Origin of the sequence: Flavobacterium sp. (genome assembly GCF_046155325.1) — a bacterium.
Lineage (GTDB): Bacteria > Bacteroidota > Bacteroidia > Flavobacteriales > Flavobacteriaceae > Flavobacterium.
This window is the reverse complement of sequence record NZ_JBJXDQ010000049.1, coordinates 14,611-35,092: the sequence shown is the minus strand read 5'-3', so window position 1 is coordinate 35,092 and position 20,482 is coordinate 14,611. Positions and strand designations below refer to the sequence as shown.

19 protein-coding genes are annotated in these 20,482 nt (G+C 31.8%); 3 read left to right on the top strand and 16 right to left on the bottom strand.

Annotation, left to right across the window (positions count from 1 at the left end; translation table 11 throughout):
- From ACKVOD_RS03230 to mraZ, 14 genes are all read right to left on the bottom strand, one after another.
- A partial coding sequence (locus tag ACKVOD_RS03230; RefSeq protein ID WP_409208043.1) for a GatB/YqeY domain-containing protein occupies window positions 1-407 on the bottom strand: 407 nt, incomplete at its 3' end.
- A 140-nt stretch (window positions 408-547) separates the two neighbouring features.
- Window positions 548-2,485 (bottom strand): cell division protein FtsZ, encoded by a 1,938-nt coding sequence (gene ftsZ, locus ACKVOD_RS03225; protein WP_409208042.1) that lies wholly within the window; start codon window positions 2,483-2,485, stop codon window positions 548-550.
- A gap of 49 nt (window positions 2,486-2,534) precedes the next feature.
- Window positions 2,535-3,908, bottom strand: coding sequence for a cell division protein FtsA (gene ftsA / locus ACKVOD_RS03220; protein ID WP_409208041.1), 1,374 nt, complete (start codon window positions 3,906-3,908; stop codon window positions 2,535-2,537).
- 6 nt (window positions 3,909-3,914) lie between these two features.
- Window positions 3,915-4,637, bottom strand: coding sequence for a cell division protein FtsQ/DivIB (locus ACKVOD_RS03215; RefSeq protein WP_409208040.1), 723 nt, complete (start codon window positions 4,635-4,637; stop codon window positions 3,915-3,917).
- Entirely contained in the window at window positions 4,624-5,973 is a 1,350-nt protein-coding gene (gene murC, locus ACKVOD_RS03210; RefSeq protein WP_409208039.1) for a UDP-N-acetylmuramate--L-alanine ligase, read from the bottom strand. Before murC ends, ACKVOD_RS03215 begins: the two co-directional genes overlap by 14 nt.
- Before the next feature lie 38 nt (window positions 5,974-6,011).
- Window positions 6,012-7,112, bottom strand: coding sequence for an undecaprenyldiphospho-muramoylpentapeptide beta-N-acetylglucosaminyltransferase (murG, locus tag ACKVOD_RS03205; protein WP_409208038.1), 1,101 nt, complete (start codon window positions 7,110-7,112; stop codon window positions 6,012-6,014).
- A gap of 10 nt (window positions 7,113-7,122) precedes the next feature.
- Complete coding sequence (locus tag ACKVOD_RS03200) at window positions 7,123-8,418, bottom strand: FtsW/RodA/SpoVE family cell cycle protein (protein WP_409208037.1); 1,296 nt, start codon at window positions 8,416-8,418, stop codon at window positions 7,123-7,125.
- Between the two features lie 69 nt (window positions 8,419-8,487).
- Complete coding sequence (gene murD / locus ACKVOD_RS03195) at window positions 8,488-9,825, bottom strand: UDP-N-acetylmuramoyl-L-alanine--D-glutamate ligase (RefSeq protein WP_409208036.1); 1,338 nt, start codon at window positions 9,823-9,825, stop codon at window positions 8,488-8,490.
- Complete coding sequence (gene mraY / locus ACKVOD_RS03190) at window positions 9,825-11,054, bottom strand: phospho-N-acetylmuramoyl-pentapeptide-transferase (RefSeq protein WP_409208035.1); 1,230 nt, start codon at window positions 11,052-11,054, stop codon at window positions 9,825-9,827. Before mraY ends, murD begins: the two co-directional genes overlap by 1 nt.
- A 38-nt stretch (window positions 11,055-11,092) precedes the next feature.
- The gene (locus tag ACKVOD_RS03185) at window positions 11,093-12,559 is read right to left on the bottom strand and encodes a UDP-N-acetylmuramoyl-L-alanyl-D-glutamate--2,6-diaminopimelate ligase (protein ID WP_409208034.1); all 1,467 of its coding nucleotides are present in this window, start codon (window positions 12,557-12,559) and stop codon (window positions 11,093-11,095) included.
- A gap of 39 nt (window positions 12,560-12,598) precedes the next feature.
- Window positions 12,599-14,602 (bottom strand): penicillin-binding protein, encoded by a 2,004-nt coding sequence (locus ACKVOD_RS03180; protein WP_409208033.1) that lies wholly within the window; start codon window positions 14,600-14,602, stop codon window positions 12,599-12,601.
- Window positions 14,593-14,940 (bottom strand): FtsL-like putative cell division protein, encoded by a 348-nt coding sequence (locus ACKVOD_RS03175; RefSeq protein WP_409208032.1) that lies wholly within the window; start codon window positions 14,938-14,940, stop codon window positions 14,593-14,595. Before ACKVOD_RS03175 ends, ACKVOD_RS03180 begins: the two co-directional genes overlap by 10 nt.
- Window positions 14,941-14,946: 6 nt before the next feature.
- Window positions 14,947-15,855, bottom strand: coding sequence for a 16S rRNA (cytosine(1402)-N(4))-methyltransferase RsmH (gene rsmH / locus ACKVOD_RS03170; protein WP_409208031.1), 909 nt, complete (start codon window positions 15,853-15,855; stop codon window positions 14,947-14,949).
- Entirely contained in the window at window positions 15,830-16,303 is a 474-nt protein-coding gene (gene mraZ, locus ACKVOD_RS03165; RefSeq protein ID WP_409208030.1) for a division/cell wall cluster transcriptional repressor MraZ, read from the bottom strand. The genes rsmH and mraZ overlap by 26 nt, the downstream gene beginning before the upstream one ends.
- Window positions 16,304-16,762: 459 nt before the next feature.
- Between mraZ and ACKVOD_RS03160 the strand changes: the two genes are divergently transcribed.
- Together ACKVOD_RS03160 and yihA are read left to right on the top strand one after the other, a co-directional pair.
- Complete coding sequence (locus ACKVOD_RS03160; protein ID WP_409208029.1) at window positions 16,763-17,536, top strand: alpha/beta fold hydrolase; 774 nt, start codon at window positions 16,763-16,765, stop codon at window positions 17,534-17,536.
- A 20-nt stretch (window positions 17,537-17,556) separates the two neighbouring features.
- On the top strand, window positions 17,557-18,177 hold the full coding sequence (gene yihA, locus ACKVOD_RS03155; protein WP_409208028.1) for a ribosome biogenesis GTP-binding protein YihA/YsxC: 621 nt from the start codon (window positions 17,557-17,559) through the stop codon (window positions 18,175-18,177).
- On the opposite strand, the gene gldC is transcribed toward yihA, so the two are convergent.
- Window positions 18,178-18,507 carry a gliding motility protein GldC gene (gldC, locus tag ACKVOD_RS03150; RefSeq protein ID WP_409208027.1) on the bottom strand — a complete coding sequence of 110 codons (330 nt, stop codon included), beginning with the start codon at window positions 18,505-18,507 and terminating at the stop codon, window positions 18,178-18,180.
- On the bottom strand, window positions 18,507-19,463 hold the full coding sequence (gene gldB / locus ACKVOD_RS03145) for a gliding motility lipoprotein GldB (RefSeq protein ID WP_409208026.1): 957 nt from the start codon (window positions 19,461-19,463) through the stop codon (window positions 18,507-18,509). The genes gldC and gldB overlap by 1 nt, the downstream gene beginning before the upstream one ends.
- A 133-nt stretch (window positions 19,464-19,596) precedes the next feature.
- On the opposite strand from gldB, the gene nadE reads away from it, so the two are divergent.
- Window positions 19,597-20,403: an NAD(+) synthase gene (gene nadE, locus ACKVOD_RS03140; protein ID WP_409208025.1), complete on the top strand. Its 807-nt coding sequence runs from the start codon at window positions 19,597-19,599 to the stop codon at window positions 20,401-20,403.
- Window positions 20,404-20,482 lie beyond the last annotated feature (79 nt).

Genomic DNA, 20,482 nt, shown 5'->3' with positions numbered 1-20,482 from the left:
TCTGCTGTTCCTCCTAATTGTGCAGAAGCTAATCCCATTACTTTTCCCATTGAAGCTATTCCGCTTGCGCCAGTTTCGGCAATAATTTTTGCAATAATGGCTTCCACTTCAGCTTCGCTCAATTGTGTTGGTAAGAATTTTTCGATTACTGCGATCTGTGCTAATTCTGGTTCAGCTAAATCCATTCGGCTTTGCTCTGTGAATATTTTAGCACTGTCTTTTCGCGTTTTAACTAACTTTTGAAGCAATTTTATTTCATCGGCTTCGGTAATTTCTTTTTTTGAACCTGTTGCGGTTTGCGCTAATAATATTTCAGATTTAATCGCTCTTAATGCTTCTAAAGCTACGGTGTCTTTGGCTCTCATGGCAGTTTTAATTTCCTCCATGATTTGTATTGATAAACTCATAATACTTTATGATTTTAGAATTTAAAATTAAATGTTTAGGTTCAACATAGACAATAAAGCTCGTCAAAGTGCACAAATGTAAAAAAAATAACCCGAAAACGGAATCCATTTTCGGGTTATTATCTATTAGTTTGGTTTCGTTAATCGACGTTATCGTGCAAATAGGAATTATTAGACCGAAGCTGCATATCATCATTACTATCCATCCCAACAGAAAGTCTTGAATTTGAATTATTTGTTTGGGTATTAGAAAGATCAATTCCTAATCTCTTATAGGCTGGTTCCTTTTCAAGCTCATCAATTCTAGAAACATTGTTATGGAATTTATAATTGAATTCTTTTAACTTTTTTCTTCTTTCGTCAGCTCTAAATTTTAAAGTTTCTTCGATTGTCATTTCCAAAGGTGAAATAGCATCAAAACTAGAAGAAATGTTAGAAATACTATCCATTTGTTTCATGGTAATATTCATTTCTTCTGCAACGACTTCTTCAACAATCATTTCAATTTTTGAATCTGCTACTGCATCAAACTCTGTACATTCTTCAAGCGTATATCTAATAATTCCATTGTCAGTTAGCTCTGTTACGGGAACAAATTGTACAGCTTCGTTAACGTTTATTTCACGAGTTTCATTAGTTAATTCAAACAAAACTTTATCTGCTACTGGCTCAATTGTCTTTTTTGGTGAAAAAATTGGCAAATCAAAAGAAAAAGTACCTTGTTCTTGTTTCTCAAAGATTTTTGGATCAATCACTTTCATTTCCTTAACTTCTGGCGAAGGAGAAATCAAATAATCTAAATCATTAATTGGTGAAACTATTTCAAAAGTAACGTCTAGATTTTTAATAAATTCAGACATTACAATTAACTCTTCTTTGTTTATAGAAACAACTTCTTTGATTGAGTCTTCAACAACTTCATCTTCTAACAATTCAAAAACAATTCGCTCAGGTGTATTTTTTATGGTAGGCGTTTCTTTTTCTAAATGATATGAAGGAACTGATGTTTTGGTCAAATTATGTACACTTTTTTGTTCGTCTTCAAGAGTATGAATAATCTTCTTTGGTTCAATATTCACAATTTCGTTTTGCTGCTCTACATCAAATCCTGTAGCAATAATGGTTATTGAAATTGCATCTCCTAGAGATTCATCTTCACCTACGCCCATAATGATATTAGCATTATGACCAGCTTCTGTTTGAATATAATCATTAATTTCTCCTATTTCGTCAATAGTAATTTCATCAGAACCTGAAACGATGAGCAACAATACGTTTTTGGCACCTATGATTTTATTATCATTCAATAATGGAGAATCTAAAGCAGACATTATTCCGTCTTTAGCTCTATTTTCACCTGAAGAAACTGCTGACCCCATAATAGCTGTTCCGCTATTTGCCAATACAGTTTTAGCATCTTTTAAATCAATATTTTGAGTATAGTGGTGTGTAATTACCTCAGCAATTCCTCTAGAGGCAGTTGCTAAAACTTCATCCGCTTTTGAAAATCCAGCTTTGAATCCTAGATTTCCGTATACTTCTCTTAGTTTATTATTATTGATAACAATTAATGAATCTACTTGTTTGCGTAATTTATCTATTCCAATTAGGGCTTGTTCTTGACGTACTTTCCCTTCGAATATAAAAGGTAAAGTAACAATCCCTACAGTAAGAATATCTCTTTCTTTAGCCAATTGAGCAATAACTGGCGCAGCTCCTGTACCTGTTCCTCCACCCATACCTGCGGTAATAAAAACCATTTTGGTATTAGTGTCAAGCATTTTTTCTATATCGAGAATACTTTCGATAGCTGATTGTTGTCCCACATCTGGATTTGCTCCAGCACCAAGTCCTTCTGTTAGGTTTACTCCCAACTGGATTTTATTTGGTACAGCACTATTCTCTAATGCTTGTGAATCTGTATTACAAACGATAAAGTCAACGCCTTTAATTCCTTGTTTAAACATGTGGTTTATAGCGTTACTTCCGCCTCCACCAACACCAATAACTTTTATTACATTTGATTGGTTTTTTGGTAAATCAAACGAAATACTTCCAAATTCTGAGTTGCTCATCATCTTATTGGGTTTTAATTTATAATATATTAATTGCTATTTTGTTGTTGTTTTATTCTGCGTTATCTAGAAAATCTTTAATCTTATCTAAATAACCTCCAAAAAAAGAACTTCTTATTTTGGTCTCTGTTTTGTTTTCTCGATGTAAAACCTCCTCATGCACTATTTCTTCTCTATATTCTTCGACCACTGGGTTTTGATATACTGGTGGTTTAACAATTGTATTTTGAATAACTGTAGTGTCATTCTTTACTGCACTTTGCGTTTTATTCTCAATACTATTCATAACTAATCCTACCGCAGTTGCATACAAAGGACTAGATATTTCTTCGTCTGAATTACCAGCTAAATGCTCATTAGGATATCCAATTCTAGTGTCCATTCCCGTAATGTATTCTACTAATTGTTTGATGTGCATCAACTGAGCGCCACCGCCTGTTAGTACTATACCTGCAATTAATTTTTTACGAGGATCCTCATGCCCATAATCTTTAATTTCTGTATAAACTTGCTCAATAATTTCAACGACACGAGCATGTATTATTTTAGATAAATTCTTTAAAGAAATTTCTTTAGGCTCTCTACCTCTTAATCCTGGAATTGAAACAATCTCATTATCTTTATTTTCTCCTGGCCAAGCTGATCCAAATTTAACTTTCAACAGTTCCGCTTGTTTTTCTATAATAGAGCAGCCTTCTTTAATATCATCAGTGATAACATTTCCACCAAAAGGAATTACTGCGGTGTGACGTATAATTCCATCTTTAAAAATGGCTAAATCTGTTGTTCCACCACCAATATCTATTAAAGCAACACCTGCTTCTTTTTCTTCTTGGCTCAACACTGCATCAGCAGAAGCTAATGGCTCCAATGTTAATCCTGACAATTCAATCCCTGTACTTTGAATACATCTTCCTAAGTTTCTAATCGAAGCTGCTTGACCTACTACAACGTGAAAACTTGACTCCAATCTTCCGCCATACATTCCGATAGGTTCCTTGATTTCAGATTGTCCATCTATTTTAAATTCTTGTGGCAACACATGAATTATTTCTTCTCCTGGCAACATGGCCAATTTATTAACTTGGTCGATTAATAATTGAATATCTTCTTCACCAATTACTTCTTCAGCATTGTTTCTTATTATGTAGTCGCTGTGTTGAATGCTACGTATGTGTTGTCCAGCGATACCTACAACTACATTTTTTATTTTATAACCAGATTTAGTTTCTGCCTCTAATACTGCTTGTTGAATGGACTGTATCGTTTGCGTAATGTTATTAACTACACCTCTAGCTACACCTAAACTTTTAGATTTTCCAACACCTAAAATCTCAAGCTTTCCGTATTCATTTTTTTTGCCTATCATGGCAACAATCTTGGTTGTTCCAATATCTAGCCCTACTGCGATGTTTTCTTTTTCCATTATCAATTATTTAGTACACACTACTTGATGAGTAAACCGAAGATCTATTATTTTATACTTATTTAAAGAACTATCTAAAACGGCTTTTTGAAATACTGCTTTATAATTATTGAATTTTGCTTTTATTTTGATTGCTCTACCAAAATCAATTTTATAATTATAGTTTCTACTCAACATTAATAAGCTTCGATTTGGCATAATTTGAACACCAATGATGTTTTTTTTCAAAAACGCATCGTCATGGATTATGCGAAATAATTCGGCTAAATCTTTGCTATCTTTCCTATTAATTTCTCCTGAAACAATTGGAACTCTAGCCGTAAAATTAGTTGACAATGGCATTGTATTTCCTTCATAATCAATATAGAAAGAATCGTCTCCATCAAAAAATCTAGCTACAGGAGTTTTTTGTTTTACTACTGCTTTTAGAACCCCATCAACACTTACAAATACCTCTGATTTTTCAATCATTTCTTGAGTATTTAAAAGTGATTCTAATTTATTCAAATCTAATTTATCTTTGTTGATACTTTGCGCATCCTTTTTATTTTCTATTAACAATTTATTAACCGTTTCCTGATCAACAAAAGGAGCGTCATTCCCTACAAAAACTATCGAAATTTTTTTTAATTTCCTGTTATTATTTCGATTTGAAGTAAACGAAAACAAGAAAGCTACAGTAGCTAACATTAGAATTAATCGTATGTTGGTCCAATTAAAGTGTTTCATTTATTGCTTTTTTTATTGAGTAAACTAATTCACCAATATCACCAGCTCCGATGGTGATAATTACCGTGGCATTACTGTTAATTATTGACGAAATTAAATCCTGTTTTTGCACCAATTTTTTTGATGTATTTTTTATTTTATTAAGCAACCATTGAGAGGTAATTCCTTCCATGGGCAATTCACGAGCTGGATAAATATCTAACAAAATTATTTCATCAAAAGCAGCAAGGCTTTTTGCAAAATCATCAGCAAAGTCTTTAGTCCTACTAAAAAGATGTGGCTGAAAAATTGCTAGGACTTTTTTATCGGGATATAATTCTCTGACGGCTTGGTGAACTGCATTTATTTCAGTCGGATGATGTGCATAATCATCTATATAAACAAGATTTTCAGTTTGTATTTGATATGAAAAGCGACGCTTGATTCCTTTAAATGTAAATAAAGCACTGGCAATGTCTTCGTTTGGGAGTCCGAAAGTTTTAGCCATTGCCAATGCCATTAATGCATTCATTAAATTATGTTTTCCTGGTAAACTAAATTTTATATTTACTATTGTTTCGGATGGTGTTCGAACATCAAAAACATATTGGCTATTTACTATTCTAATATTAAATGCCTCAAAAATAGCATTCTCATTAACAGCACAAGTCACACCCTGAAGAGGTAATTCTTTGGCAATAAAAAGCTGACTTTTATCGGTTATCTTATTGGCAAATTCAACAAATGACGCTTCAATAGATGCGGCATCGCCATAAATATCCAAGTGATCAGCATCCATTGATGTTATACAAGCAATATTGGGATGCAAATGCAAAAAAGAACGATCAAATTCATCAGCCTCAACAACCGTAACCATTTTTCCGTTCCCTATTAAATTTGAATTATAATTCTCAACAATACCACCTACAAAAGCGGTTACATCTACCCCACTTTGATACAAAATATGTCCTAAAATACTTGATGTAGTAGTTTTACCATGTGTACCTGCAACAGCAAAGCAAAAGGTGTCTTTTGTTATGATTCCTAAAACTTCGGCTCGTTTCTTAACTTCATAATTGTTTTGTAAAAAATAATTCCATTGTAAGTGATGTTTTGGCACAGCAGGCGTGATGATTACTAAGGTATCTTTTGCAACATAACTTGTAGGAATTAAATCAATTCTATCATCAAAACGAATTACTATTCCAAGTCCTTGTAACTCCTTTGTTAGTTCCGTTTCGGTTTTGTCATAACCCGACACATTTTTTCCGATGGCTTTGAAATAGCGCGCCAAAGCACTCATGCCAATCCCTCCAATTCCTATAAAATAAACGTTATGTATTTGATTTAGATTCATTTTCTATATTTAATAGGTCAATTATAAAGAGTAAGATTTTACAAATTTTGTACTTCAACTAATTTTATGATTTCGTCAACTATTTGTTTTGTAGCATTAGGCAAAGCCAACTGCTTAATATTTTCACTTAACTGAATTTGTTTGCCTTGATCTTTTAGCAAGGCCTCAAAAACAAGGCTAAATTCAGCATCTAATTCAGACTCTTTGAGCATTAATGCACCTTTCCTATTAACAATTGAGGTGGCATTTTTAGTTTGATGATCTTCAGCTACATTAGGCGAAGGGATAAAAATTACTGGCTTTCCAACTATACATAATTCTGAAACTGAAGATGCACCAGCTCTAGAAATAACAATATCTGCGGCAGCATAAACCAAATCCATTTTATCAATAAATGCTACTACTTTAACAGTTGTTGAATTGTGTTTTTTGTAATCATCATAATATAACTTTCCGCACTGCCAAATTATTTGAACACCAAGAGAAATAATATTTATTAATTCTTTTTCAATAAGTTGATTTATCCTTCTTGCCCCAAGACTTCCTCCAAGAACCAACAAAGTTTTTTGATTTGAATCTAAATTAAAATAATTTAAAGCTTCCGTTTTTGTATTATCAATTGAAATTAAATCTTGACGAACGGGGTTCCCAGTCAAAATCATTTTTTCTTTAGGGAAGAAACGTTCTAGATTTTCATAGGCAACACAAATCTTATTGGCTTTTTTGCTCAATAATTTATTAGTTATCCCGGGAAAGGAATTTTGTTCTTGTATGACTGTTGGAATATTCATCATATTGGCCATTTGCAATAAAGGTCCTGATGCAAAACCACCAGTGCCAATTACAACATTAGGCTTGAATTCTTTGATTATTTGGCGAGATTTCCATAAACTACTGATAAGTTTTATAGGAAACATTGCATTATCTATTGTTAATTTCCTTTGCAAACCAGCTATCCAAAGTCCTTTAATTTCATAACCCGATTGAGGTACCTTTTGCATTTCCATTTTGTCTTTTGCACCAACAAAAAGGAATTTTGCATCTGGAAAACGAGATTTTAATTCATTGGCGATAGCCACAGCAGGATAAATATGTCCTCCAGTTCCTCCGCCACTTAATATGAATTTATAATTTTTCATTTTCTAATGATTATTTATTTGCCACTACTTTGATTGGATTGTTGGTATTGTCTTCGATAGAATAACTTGCATCTTCATTCTGTGAATCCTCTTCCTCTAATTGCTTATCAATTAGTTTTTGTAATGCCGATTCTCTTCGAGCTTTATCTTTAATTTCTTCGGCTATTTCTTCTTCTTTTTTAGTTACATTAATAATTATTCCCAAAGCAATACAAGTCATCCATATCGAGCTCCCGCCACTACTTATCAATGGTAATGTTTGTCCAGTAACTGGTAATAATTCTACTGCAACAGCCATATTAATCATGGCCTGAAAAGTCATAGGAAATCCAAGTCCAACAATTAATAATTTTCCAAACAAAGAATTGGCTTTATGTGCTGCAACTATAAATCTAAAGAACAATAAAAGATACATCGACAAAACACCCAATCCTCCTATTAATCCCCATTCTTCAACAATTATCGCATATATAAAATCGGATGATGATTGTGGTAAAAAATTCTTTTGTACACTCTTCCCAGGGCCTAGTCCATAAATTCCTCCAGAAGCAATAGCAATTTTGGCTTTTTCAATTTGGTAATCGTCTTCCCCAGGCTTGTTGGATGTAAAATTTTCAATCCGGCTAGACCAAGTATCTACCCTACTAAAAAAGTGAGAGTCTGGAAAAGCTTTTGCTAGCAAAATAAATAAAACTAAAATTGCGAGTCCAGAACCTAAAATAATTCCAATATACTTTAATGGATATTTACCAACAAAAGTTAACATCAATACCATTGCGAAAATTAAAGCAGCAGTAGAGAAATTAGCTGGTAAAATAAAAATTAACGTACCGAAAACAGGTAACCAAAGTTCTATTAACGAGTCTTGAAACGTTATTTTCTCTTCTCTTGTTTTAGATAAGTATCTTGCAACATAAAGCATTAATACTATAGATGCTAATGTTGACGTTTGAAAAGTAATTCCAATAAATGGTACTTGAATCCATCTACTTGCATTAGCTCCTGCAATAACGGTTCCTTTAAATAAAGTATAACCTAACAACAACCAAACTATAGGTAAGGCTATTTTAGATATACCCTTATAGTAATGATATGGCACTTTATGCACCCAATAAATAATCACAAAACCAATAAATATATGAGCCAAATGTTTTAATAAATAGCCAATTGTATTTCCTGTTCCATGATTTGAATAAGCTAAATTACTACTGGCGCTAAAAACAGGCATAAATGAAAACAATGCTAATAAAGCCACGAATGACCATATTACTTTATCTCCTTTTAGACTATTAATTAGTTCTTTCATTTCAAATTTTGTTTAACGTTTAATGTGTTTAAAATTTAAAGTTATCAACCTTAAACTTTAAACTTTTTTTTACAAATTTTTAACCGCTTGTTTAAATTGATTCCCTCTGTCTTCATAGTTTTCAAATAAATCGAAACTAGCACAGGCTGGAGATAATAAAACAGTATCTCCTTTTTCTGTTAATCGTTGTGCCATTTTAACTGCATCTTCCATTGAGGTAACTTCAATCATAATATCAACTACGTTACCAAATTCGTCAATGATTTTTTTATTGTCGACACCAAGACAAATTATAGCTTTTACTTTTTCGCGAACCATTGACATCAATTCACTATAATCATTCCCTTTATCCACACCACCTACGATCCAAACTGTTGGTGTAATCATACTATCCAAAGCAAAAAAAGTAGCATTTACATTTGTAGCTTTTGAATCATTGATATATTGTACATTTTGAATTTTCAATACTTTTTCTAATCGATGCTCTACTCCTTGAAAATTAGATAAACTTTCTCGGATAGTTTTGTTACGAATTTTCATCAATTTTGCTACAGAGGTTGCCGCCATTGCATTTTTCATATTATGCTTACCTTCTAGCGCGATGTATTCTGTTTCCATTGTAAATTCTTCTTCGTTGATCATGTTTATTTCCATTTTTTTATCTTTTAAATAGGCTCCCATTTCGAGAATTTTTGATACCGAAAAGGGTATTAATTGAGCATTTGTTTTATTTTTTTTTAACCATTGAGCGATAGCTTCATCATCAGCATCGTAAATCAGAAAATCATCTTCGGTTTGATTCATTGTAATTCTAAATTTAGAAGCTATATAATTTTCATATTTGTATTCATATCGATCTAAATGATCTGGACTAATATTTGTAATTATTGCTATATGTGGCTTATAATTTTTAATTCCGTCCAACTGAAAACTGCTTAATTCCAAAACATAACTATCATATAAATCCTCGGCAACTTGCCAAGCAAAACTTTTTCCAATATTTCCGCCCAAACCCACATTCAAACCTGCTGATTTCAGTAAATGATAAGTCAACATTGTTGTAGTTGTCTTTCCGTTACTTCCTGTAATCCCAATAGTGATTGCTTTTGTAAATGGAGCTGCAAACTCTATTTCTGAAATTACTGGAATTCCTTTTTCGATCAGTTTTATTACAATTGCTGATTTTTTTTCAGGAATTCCTGGACTTTTCATAACCACATCTGCATTTAATATCAAATCTTCTGTGTGAGTCTCTTCTTCCCACTCAATCCCATTATCTATAAGAACTTTTTTATAACTATCTTTTATTTTCCCATAATCGGATACAAAAACATCATATCCTTTTTTCATGCCTAGAATTGCAGTTCCTACTCCGCTTTCGCCTCCACCTAAAACTACTAATCTCATTATCTTAATTTTAATGTCACAATTGACAAAATGGCTAACATGATGGCAACAATCCAAAATCGAGTTACAATTTTACTTTCGTGATACCCTTTCTTTTGATAATGATGATGTAAGGGTGCCATAAGAAATATTCTTCGTCCTTCTCCAAATCTTTTTTTAGTGTATTTAAAATAAGACACCTGCAAAACCACCGAAAAGTTCTCGGCTAAAAATATTCCACATAATAATGGTATTAGAAGTTCTTTTCGAACAGCGATGGCTAGAACCGCTATGATTCCGCCAATGGTCAAACTTCCGGTATCACCCATAAAAACAGAGGCTGGAAAAGAATTATACCAAAGAAAACCAATAAGTGCTCCCACAAAGGCAGCAATAAAAACAGTCATTTCACCAGAATTGGGAATGTACATTATGTTTAAATAATTCGAGAATATAATATTACCCGAAACAAAAGTGAAAATCCCTAATGCTAGTACTGATACTGCTGAAGTTCCTGCCGCCAACCCATCAATTCCATCTGTTAGATTCGCACCGTTTGAAACAGCAGTAATGATAAAAATCACTACTGGAATGAAAATTAACCAAGCCCAATTTTGATATCCTTCACCTGTCCAAGCCAATAAATCTGCATAATCAAATTCATTATTTTTAAAGAAAGGTATTGTTGTTGCAGTAGATTTTTCATAAACAGGCTCCAAACTAATGGTGTTTTCTATAGTGTTTTTTACATCAATATTGTTTTGAATATCTGTTCTGATATTTACACCAGGATGAAAATATAAAACGGTACCAACAATTAATCCTAAACCTACTTGACCGAAAACCTTAAATATCCCTTTTAAACCCTCTTTGTCTTTTTTGAAAATCTTAATGTAATCATCAATAAATCCGATAGTCCCCATCCATAATGTAGTGACAATCAATAAAATGATATAAATGTTTTGGAGTTTTGCAAAAAGAAGAACCGGAATCAAAGTAGCGAAAATGATAATCAATCCTCCCATTGTTGGTGTTCCTGCCTTCTCTTTTTGACCTTCTAAACCTAGTTCACGAACAGTTTCTCCGATTTGTTGTTTTCTTAAAAAACCAATAACCCTTTTACCATAAATAGTTGATAAAAGCAAAGACAACATTAATGCTAATGCAGATCTAAAAGTGATATACTGAAAAACCCCCGCACCAGGAAAGTCAAATGTTTTTTCTAAATATTCAAATAAATAATACAGCATAATTTGGTTGTTTATTTGTGTTAGTTGTTTTTATTTTTTTATTTACTTAGTTGTTTTAAAAAATCTGTTACCACTTTCATATCGTCAAAATCATGACGAACACCTTGAATTTCTTGATAAGTTTCGTGCCCTTTTCCTGCAATAAGTATGATATCATTAGTCTGAGCTAATTGACAAGCCGTTTTTATTGCTTGTTTACGATCTAGTATTGAAACTGATTTTTTATAATTTTGAGAAGCAACTCCTTGTTCCATTTCTTGAATAATTACTTCGGGGTTTTCGTCTCTTGGATTATCAGAAGTCAACACTACTTTGTCGCTCAATTCAGTTGCTATGTTGGCCATTATAGGTCTTTTGCCTTTATCTCTATTCCCTCCACAACCAACCACAGTAATCAATTGCTCATTTTTAGTACGAATATCATTGATGGTTTTTAGAACATTCTCTAATGCATCTGGTGTGTGTGCATAATCCACTATTGCTGTAATATTAGTATCAGAAACTATAAATTGAAAACGCCCTGAAACACTTTCTAAATTTGATAATAATCTTAAAACTTCAAGGCTTTCCATTCCTAACTGTACAGCAGTTCCATAAATTGCCAATAAATTGTAAGCATTAAATGTTCCGATGAGTTTTACCCAAACTTCATTTCCATTGATTTTCAATAGCAAACCAGCTAATTGGTTTTCTAAGATTTGGACTTTATAGTCAGCATATGTTTTTAAAGCATATGTTAATTTTTTTGCCGCGGTATTTTGCAACATTACAAGTCCATTTTTATCATCTATATTTGATAATGCGAAAGCTTCCTTAGATAAATTATCAAAAAATGATTTTTTTACATCACGATATTCTGCAAAAGTGGCATGGTAATCTAAATGATCGTGGGATAGATTAGTAAATATGCCCCCAACAAAACATAAGCCTTCGGTACGTTTTTGATGTACACCATGAGAACTTACCTCCATAAAACAATATTCAACCCCAGTTTCAATCATTTCATTTAAGAAATAATTAATTGTGATTGAGTCTGGTGTTGTATGGGTAGCCTTGTACTCAATATTATCAACCATGATTTTAACGGTTGACAGTAAACCTACCTTGTATCCTGCTTTTTTGAATAACTGAAAAAGTAATGAGGCAACGGTAGTTTTTCCATTTGTGCCCGTAATTCCAATAAGTTTTAACTTTTTTGAAGGATTTCCAAAATAGTTAGATGCCATATAAGCTAGCGCCTTGTTGGTGTCTCTTACTTGAATATATGTAATTCCAGCGATTAAATTTTCGGGTAAAGTATCACAAACAATGGCAACAGCTCCTAAAATTATAGCTTTTTCAATATAATCATGACCATTAGAAACGGTACCTCGAATTGCAACAAAAACATCGTTTTCTACTATGTTTCTAGAATTAAAATCAATTTTATTTATAGAAATATCCGTTGAACCCTTGACGGATTCAATTGCTACTTTGTATATTATTTCTTTTAAAATCAAATTCATTTTAATTATATATTTTGGCAATGGTTTTTTTAAAAAATATTATGACAACTCTAATGTTATAATCGTTTTCTTTGATAAATTCTCTCCTGGTTGAATGGATTGTTTTTTCACTTTCCCAACTCCAATTATTTTTACTTTCACTCCAAGATTTCCTAATAATGCTACAGCATCCATTCCGGACATCCCTTTAAGATTAGGAATTGATAAATACTGTTTTTGTGATTTAGTATAATAAGTATCATAATCAATTTCTTGACTTTGAATTTTTCTATTAATGTTTTTGATTACATTGGTTGAAGGAGCATCAGTAAAAATTTTTTGAGCAATACGTTTAAAAACAGGCCCTGCAACATCGGCTCCATAATAATTATTGTTAGCTGTACTCGGTTTATGAACAACAACAATACAGGAATATCTAGGTTTATCCGCTGGAAAATACCCAACAAAAGAAGAAGCATAATACTTTTCGGAACCGCCATTTTTAGAATAATTAACTTGTGCAGTTCCTGTTTTTCCTGCCATTGAAAATTCTTTGGAATATAGTTTAGAGGCTGTACCTTTCTTTACTACATTTTCAAGAATTGCTTGCAATTTCAAAATCGTTTCTTGGGAACATATTTTTTGATTCAAAACTTCGGTATTATATTTTTTAATGGTTTTGTTCCATTCTTTTATTTCAGAAACAAATTGTGGTTTTACCATGACTCCATTATTAGCCACTGCATTATAAAAAGTTAAGGTTTGTAATGGCGTAATCGAAACTCCATATCCAAAAGCCATCCAAGGCAAGGATAAATTAGACCAGTTTTTATCACTTGGTTGTGGTACAAAAGGTTTTCCTTCTCCTTTAATGGGTAGACCCAAACATTTATTCAATCCATAACTATTGATATGATTTACAAACTCAGCTGGATTGTTTTTATAATTTTTATAAACTGCTTGAACCATTACCGTATTAGACGAAACTTCAAAACCTCGGGCTAAAGAAATTTTACCGTAACCTCCTTCATGAGAATCACGAACAGATTTTCCTGAATATTTAATTATACCACCATGAGAATCAAAAACAGTACTTGTATCTACTTTTTTATCTTCGAGCAAAGCCATTAAATCAACCAATTTATAAGTCGATCCAGGCTCATGAGATTCAGCAACAGCATAATTTGTAGTTTCATAATAGGAACCATCAGCAGCTTTTCCTAAATTTGAAATAGCTTTTATCTGACCCGTTTTAGTTTCCATAACAACAACACACCCATGATCCGCTTGATAATCAGTAAGTTGTTTTAATAGTGCGTGATGTGCAATATCTTGAATAAATACATCAATTGTCGAAATCACATCATAACCATCTTGTGGATCAATCTCGTTGACATCCCGGATAGGTTTCCATTGCCCTTTTGCAATTTTTTGCTTCAAGACCTTACCGTCTTTACCGTTAAGATAATTTCTAAATGCCCATTCAATACCTTTACCATCGGCAATTCCTAAAGGTGTTTTTCTTTCATATCCAATAGTACGCTCAGCAATTTTCCCAATAGGATGCTCTCTTACCGTTTCTTGTTGAACAATAATCCCACCTTTATAAGCTCCTAATTTAAATAATGGAAACCCTTTGATTTTTACATATTCTGTATAACTCAAATCGCGAGCAACCAAGTAATACCTATTTTTGTTTGCTCTAGCTTTTCTGAATTCATTATGAAAAGAACCTTTTGGTTTTCTTAAAAGAAGGGAAAGCGAATCCGATAAAGATTTTATGTTTTTTTCAAAAACTTCTGATTTTGGCGCTACAGCATCAAAACGAATTTCATAATTTGGAATTGAAGTGGCCAATAAACTTCCATCGGCAGAATAAATATTTCCCTTATTGGCTGGAATAACAAAATTCTTAACGGTTCTTTCTTTGGCTAATTTTCGATAATAATCCCCTTCAACCCACTGAATATTGGTCAACTTAACAGCAATAGCAATTGCCATCAAAAAGATGACAAAAGCGACGAGGTAAATTCGGTAGGATATGTTTTTATCTTCTACTGCCATAATTTTTGGAAAAAACTTTTTTCGATTTCTTTTTTAATTTTGATTTTTACAGGAGGAACAGTCGATGGGAAAATTTTTTTTGCTTCCATTTTTTCAGAAACCGTCGATTCCATTTTTAGTTTCATTAACTCTGAACGTCTGTCTACAAATTCTGAACGTAATTCTTTTACTTCATTGGTCAGGGCTATAATTTTAAATACTTTTTTTTCGAAATTTTGAGTATTCGCAATCATAACAATGGCCAAGACAATTAGAAAAACTATAAAACGCCAATTTTTGATTGAATCATCTTCAATTAGAAATCTTGCTTTTAATATACCGTAGACTCCGCTTTTCATTATATATTATATTTTTTCAGCAATCCTTAATTTGGCACTTCTTGCTCTATTATTATTTTTAATTTCGTCATTATCCGGAACAATTAACTTTCCGATTGTTTTAAAAGGAACCGAAAAATTACCAAAAAAGTCACGTTCTGGCTCTCCTTCAAACATGCCGTTTTTCATATATCTTTTTACTAATCTATCTTCTAATGAGTGGTATGAAATGACACTTAATCTCCCTTCAGGCTTTAGAATCTCTAATGATTGCTCTAAAAATTCTTTTAAAACCTCCATTTCTTGATTTACTTCAATTCTAATAGCTTGATAGATTTGTGCTAATATTTTATTCCGTACTTTTTCGGGTAAGTATTTAGCCAAAATTACTTTTAATTCGTCAGTCGTTTTTATAAGAGAATCTTCTCTAGCTTCAATAATTGATCTTGCTAGAGCAGGTGCACTTTTTAATTCACCATAATCCAAAAAAACTCTTCTTAAGTTAGCATCATCATATTCATTGACAACCCTAAAGGCATTCAAATCATTCTTTTGGCTCATTCGCATATCTAAGTCTGCATCAAAACGAGTAGAAAAGCCTCTTTCAGCAACATCAAATTGATGAGACGAAACTCCTAAATCAGCCAATATTCCATCAACACTTTTTACCCCATGGAAACGTAAAAATCTTTTCAGAAATCTGAAATTTTCATTAATTAATACAAATCTTTCATCAGCCAGAGCGTTTACTAACGCATCTTCATCTTGATCAAATGCAAACAATTTCCCGTTAGGACCTAATTGGCTTAATATCTCTGCAGAATGTCCACCACCACCAAAAGTCACATCAACATAAACCCCTTCTGGATTGATGTTCAACCCATTTATAGATGGGTGAAGCAATACTGGATTATGATATACCATTGTCTGCATCATTTACATTTCCCATTACATCTTCGGCTAAATCAGCAAAGTCAATATCTTGACCATCAATTGATTTTTCATATAAATCTTTATCCCAAATCTCAACAATATTAACCGCTGATGAGAATACAACATCTTTTGAAATACTAGCAAAAACAACTAAATCTTTAGGTACCAGTAATCTTCCCAACGCATCAATCTCAACCACTTTTACTCCAGCAGTAAATCTTCGAATAAAATCATTGTTTTTCTTAACAAATCGATTGAGTTTATTAATTTTTTGCATCATTAAATTCCATTCCTCCATTGGATATAATTCCAAACAAGATTGAAATACAGAACGCTTCAAAACAAAACCGTTTTGAAGTGATGTAGCCAATTGCTTTTTTAAAGGTGCTGGTAATAATACCCTTCCTTTAGCATCAACTTTACATTCATATGTTCCAACAATTGTATTCAAGGGAAATCTTTTAAATGGTGTTGAGCAAAAATATAAAAATATTTACCACATTTTACCACATTATACCACTTTGTTAATAAGTTTTACCACTTTTGATTAATAAGCTTTAATTTTAGGCCTGTCAGAACTTTAGCTCTTTAAAAACTTGTTGAGAAATGACTGAATTTAACTTTGAAATTGATGCGAAAACAGCAAGTAAAATCATACTCATTACTGAAAAATGAGATGGAAATATTTAATAAAAAGATTTTTTACAATTTCAATTTCTAAATTTTTAATTTTAGTTTTTTATAGGATTTTTGGCTATATTATAAAGGACATTGAAATAAAGCGCTATTTACATAGTGATAAATAGCATTTGGAATCTATTTATTAAATAATATTCAAAAAATGTATTAAAAATTCATTTATTCCTATTAAAAACTATCTTTGTCTAAATTGAAAATTTGCAAAATACTTATGGAAAAGTACTTTAAAAAAGAAGGTAGATACAGCTATTATGAAGCTGGCGAAGGAACTCCAATTGTTGTACTACATGGATTGATGGGAGGATTAAGTAATTTTGACGGCGTAGCATCTTATTTTTCTGAAAAAGGATATAAAATTATTATACCAAATTTACCAATATATACTCAAAGCATTTTAAAAACTAATGTGAAAAGTTTTGCGAAATATGTTAAAGATTTTATCACATTTAAAGGTTTTGATCGAGTTATCCTTTTAGGCAATTCATTAGGTGGACATATCGCATTGTATCATACTAAAATGTATCCTGAAAAAGTTGCAGGTTTAGTTATTACAGGTAGTTCTGGACTATACGAAAGTGCTATGGGAGATAGTTATCCCAAAAGAGGGGATTATGAATACATAAGAAAAAAAGCAGAAGATGTATTTTATGATCCAAAAATAGCAACTAAAGAGCTTGTAGATGAGGTTTATGAATCTGTAAATGATAGAATAAAATTAATTAAAACATTGACTATTGCCAAAAGTGCTATTCGGCATAATATGGCAAAAGACTTACCCAAAATGCACGTTCAAACTTGCATAATATGGGGAAAAAACGATAATGTTACCCCACCAAGTGTAGCAGAAGAATTTAATAATCTTCTTCCTAATGCAACGTTATATTGGATTGATAAATGTGGTCATGCTGCTATGATGGAACATCCAGAGGAGTTTAACAGTTTACTAGAAGACTGGCTAACTCATACCCATTTAAAAGCACATTAATGTGTAGAAAAAATTAATACATGAAAATTAATACTGCTGAATTTATAATTAGCAACTCTGAAGTAGCTAAATGTCCGAAAGATTTTTTACCAGAATATGCATTTATTGGTAGATCAAATGTGGGCAAGTCCTCTTTAATTAACATGCTTACCAACCATAAAAATTTAGCAAAAACTTCAGGAAGACCTGGAAAAACACAATTAATTAACCATTTTTTGATAAATAACAATTGGTTTCTAGTTGATTTACCAGGTTATGGCTATGCTAAAGTTTCTAAAAAAACCAAATCTGTTTTTCAACAATTTATAACCGATTATTTTGAAACTAGAGAACAATTAGTTTGTGCTTTTGTATTAATAGATATTCGGCATGAAGCACAAGCAATTGATATTGAATTCATGTCGTATATGGGAGAAAGCGAAATTCCGTTTTGTATCATTTTTACCAAAGCTGATAAAATTAGCAAAACTAAAATCGATTCGCATATAGCAGCCTACAAAAAACAAATGTTCGCTAACAATTGGGCAGAAATGCCACAATATTTTGTAACTTCAGCTACTGAATCTACTGGAAAAGAAATTGTCTTAAACTATATAGACGAAGTCAATCAAGAAGTTTTTAAAAACAATGGTCAGTTTTAATTACAACTTCAACTCTAGTTTTTCTGCAAAATAATCACAAAAATCCTTCATAGTTGCCGCCATTTTTTCGTCACCGGTAGCGCGAAGAAAAGTTTCGGTCATAGAGCTCAAGGTTTGGTGAAAAAATATTTTCATTTCGTCAACAGGCATGTCTTTAGTCCACAATTCAATACACTTAGTTGATTTTTCATTACTATCCCAAACTGATAGCATAAATGCTTTTGCTTCTTCTTGATTAATTCCTCCTTCTGTAGCTGCCCACATCAATTTTTCAGGAACTCTATTGTTATCTAGCTCAATCGATAATTTTATTTCAGTTGTATTTAGCATTATTTCTTAGGTTTATATTTAGATTTTTCAAATAATTCTTTGGGATTCATTTTTAACATATTCTGAAGAGAAGCGTCATTGTTTTTCATGTAAGACCGAACAATTTGCCATCCAAGCCAAACGCCTACTCTTCCTGGAGATTCATTATCAATTTCAAGATAAAATTTAGAAAAAGGAGCTGGATTAATAAATCGATTATTAAGTTTTTGATCGTCACTATACAAAAGTTGTTTTTCAATAAAATAGCGCCACATATAACTTTCATTTTCTTTACACCATTGTATTTGCTCGGGCATATATCCAATTTTACTAGCGTCATCATAATTTGGAATTAAAACATCTTTAAAATATAATTGTTTACCAAAGAAAATCATTTGACTCAATAAGTTTTTTTCTGTATTTGGGTTTGTTATTTGATAATAAAAACTACTAACAATATCAGGCATCATTTGCTTTTGTTCAAAATTTTGTTTCAAATATTTAGGAAATTGATAAAACCTATGTTCCTTACCTAAATACAATTCAAGGGAAATAATCAATAAACTATCTGCAAATATTACCTTATTGTTGTAATCCATTTCAGAAATTACAGTAACCACTTTTGGTGTTTTAGTTTCTGGGAAGTTATATTTTATCTGTTTAAAAAGAGTTTCTAATTCTTTCTGAACGGGTTCGAAATTTGAATATTTTTTTTCTACCTCAGAATACAACTCTCTCCAAAGTGGATTTTGCATTTTGTTTAACCAAATACTATCTTCATTACCAGCTGGAAAAAAATAAGGAAATGCTACTTTTAATTTATGTAAATCCTTTAGAGGAGTTTCAAAAAAAAGCTTGTCAAAACGTTCAACTTTAATTTGAACTGGAATCGTTTCTATTTCTTTTTCAACTTTAGATTTTTTATCACAGGAAACTGATAATACTATTAGTAAAATCAGGAAAAATGTTTTTCTCATTTATTTTATTTATTGAACAACTGTTAAATACCTAATAATTAAAAAAATATTAATATTCAATTACCTAGTTTAGGTGCATTAATTATTATTTTTGCAAATATACAATTACTACTTTTTAAAATCTTAAAGTATTATGACTAAAAAAAGCAAAATTCAGGTTGAAAAAGTAAACACACATATTGTTAATTGGTTAAAAACTTATGCTGAAAACGCAAAAGTATCAGGTTTTGTTGTAGGGATTTCAGGAGGAGTAGATTCGGCAGTAACTTCCACCCTTTGCGCACAAACTGGACTAAAAACTTTATGCGTAGAAATGCCCATTCATCAAGCACCAAGCCAAGTGAGTAGAGGTCGTGAACACATTGAACAATTAAAAAATAGATTTCCTAATGTTAAGAATATTGAAGCGGATTTAACATCGGTATTCGAAGGTTTTAAGAGTGTGATTCCTAGTAGTATTGATGAAGATAAAGTGAATTTATCACTTGCTAATACTAGAGCAAGAATTAGGATGACAACTTTATACTATTTTGCTGGAATTCATGGCTTACTAGTCGCTGGAACTGGAAATAAAGTAGAAGATTTTGGGGTTGGTTTTTACACAAAATATGGTGATGGCGGAGTTGATTTAAGTCCAATTGCTGATTTAATGAAATCGGATGTGTATGCATTGGGTGAATATTTAAAAATTCCAAATTCTATTTTGAATGCCTCGCCTACTGATGGGTTATTTGGCGATGATAGAACCGATGAAGATCAGCTTGGCGCTAGTTATGATGAATTAGAATGGGCTATGCTAGAAGATGAAAAAGGCAAAAGCATTGCTGATTTTGATGGAAGAGAAAAGATAGTTTTTGATATTTACAAACGATTAAATACAACTAACAAACATAAAATGGATAAAATTCCGCTATGTCTTATCTCGCCTGAAATAAGATAATTCTTATATTGAACTATATTGTACCTAAAAAAGACTTATTAAACCTTTTTATAATCCAAAAAGATTGTAAATTTATAGT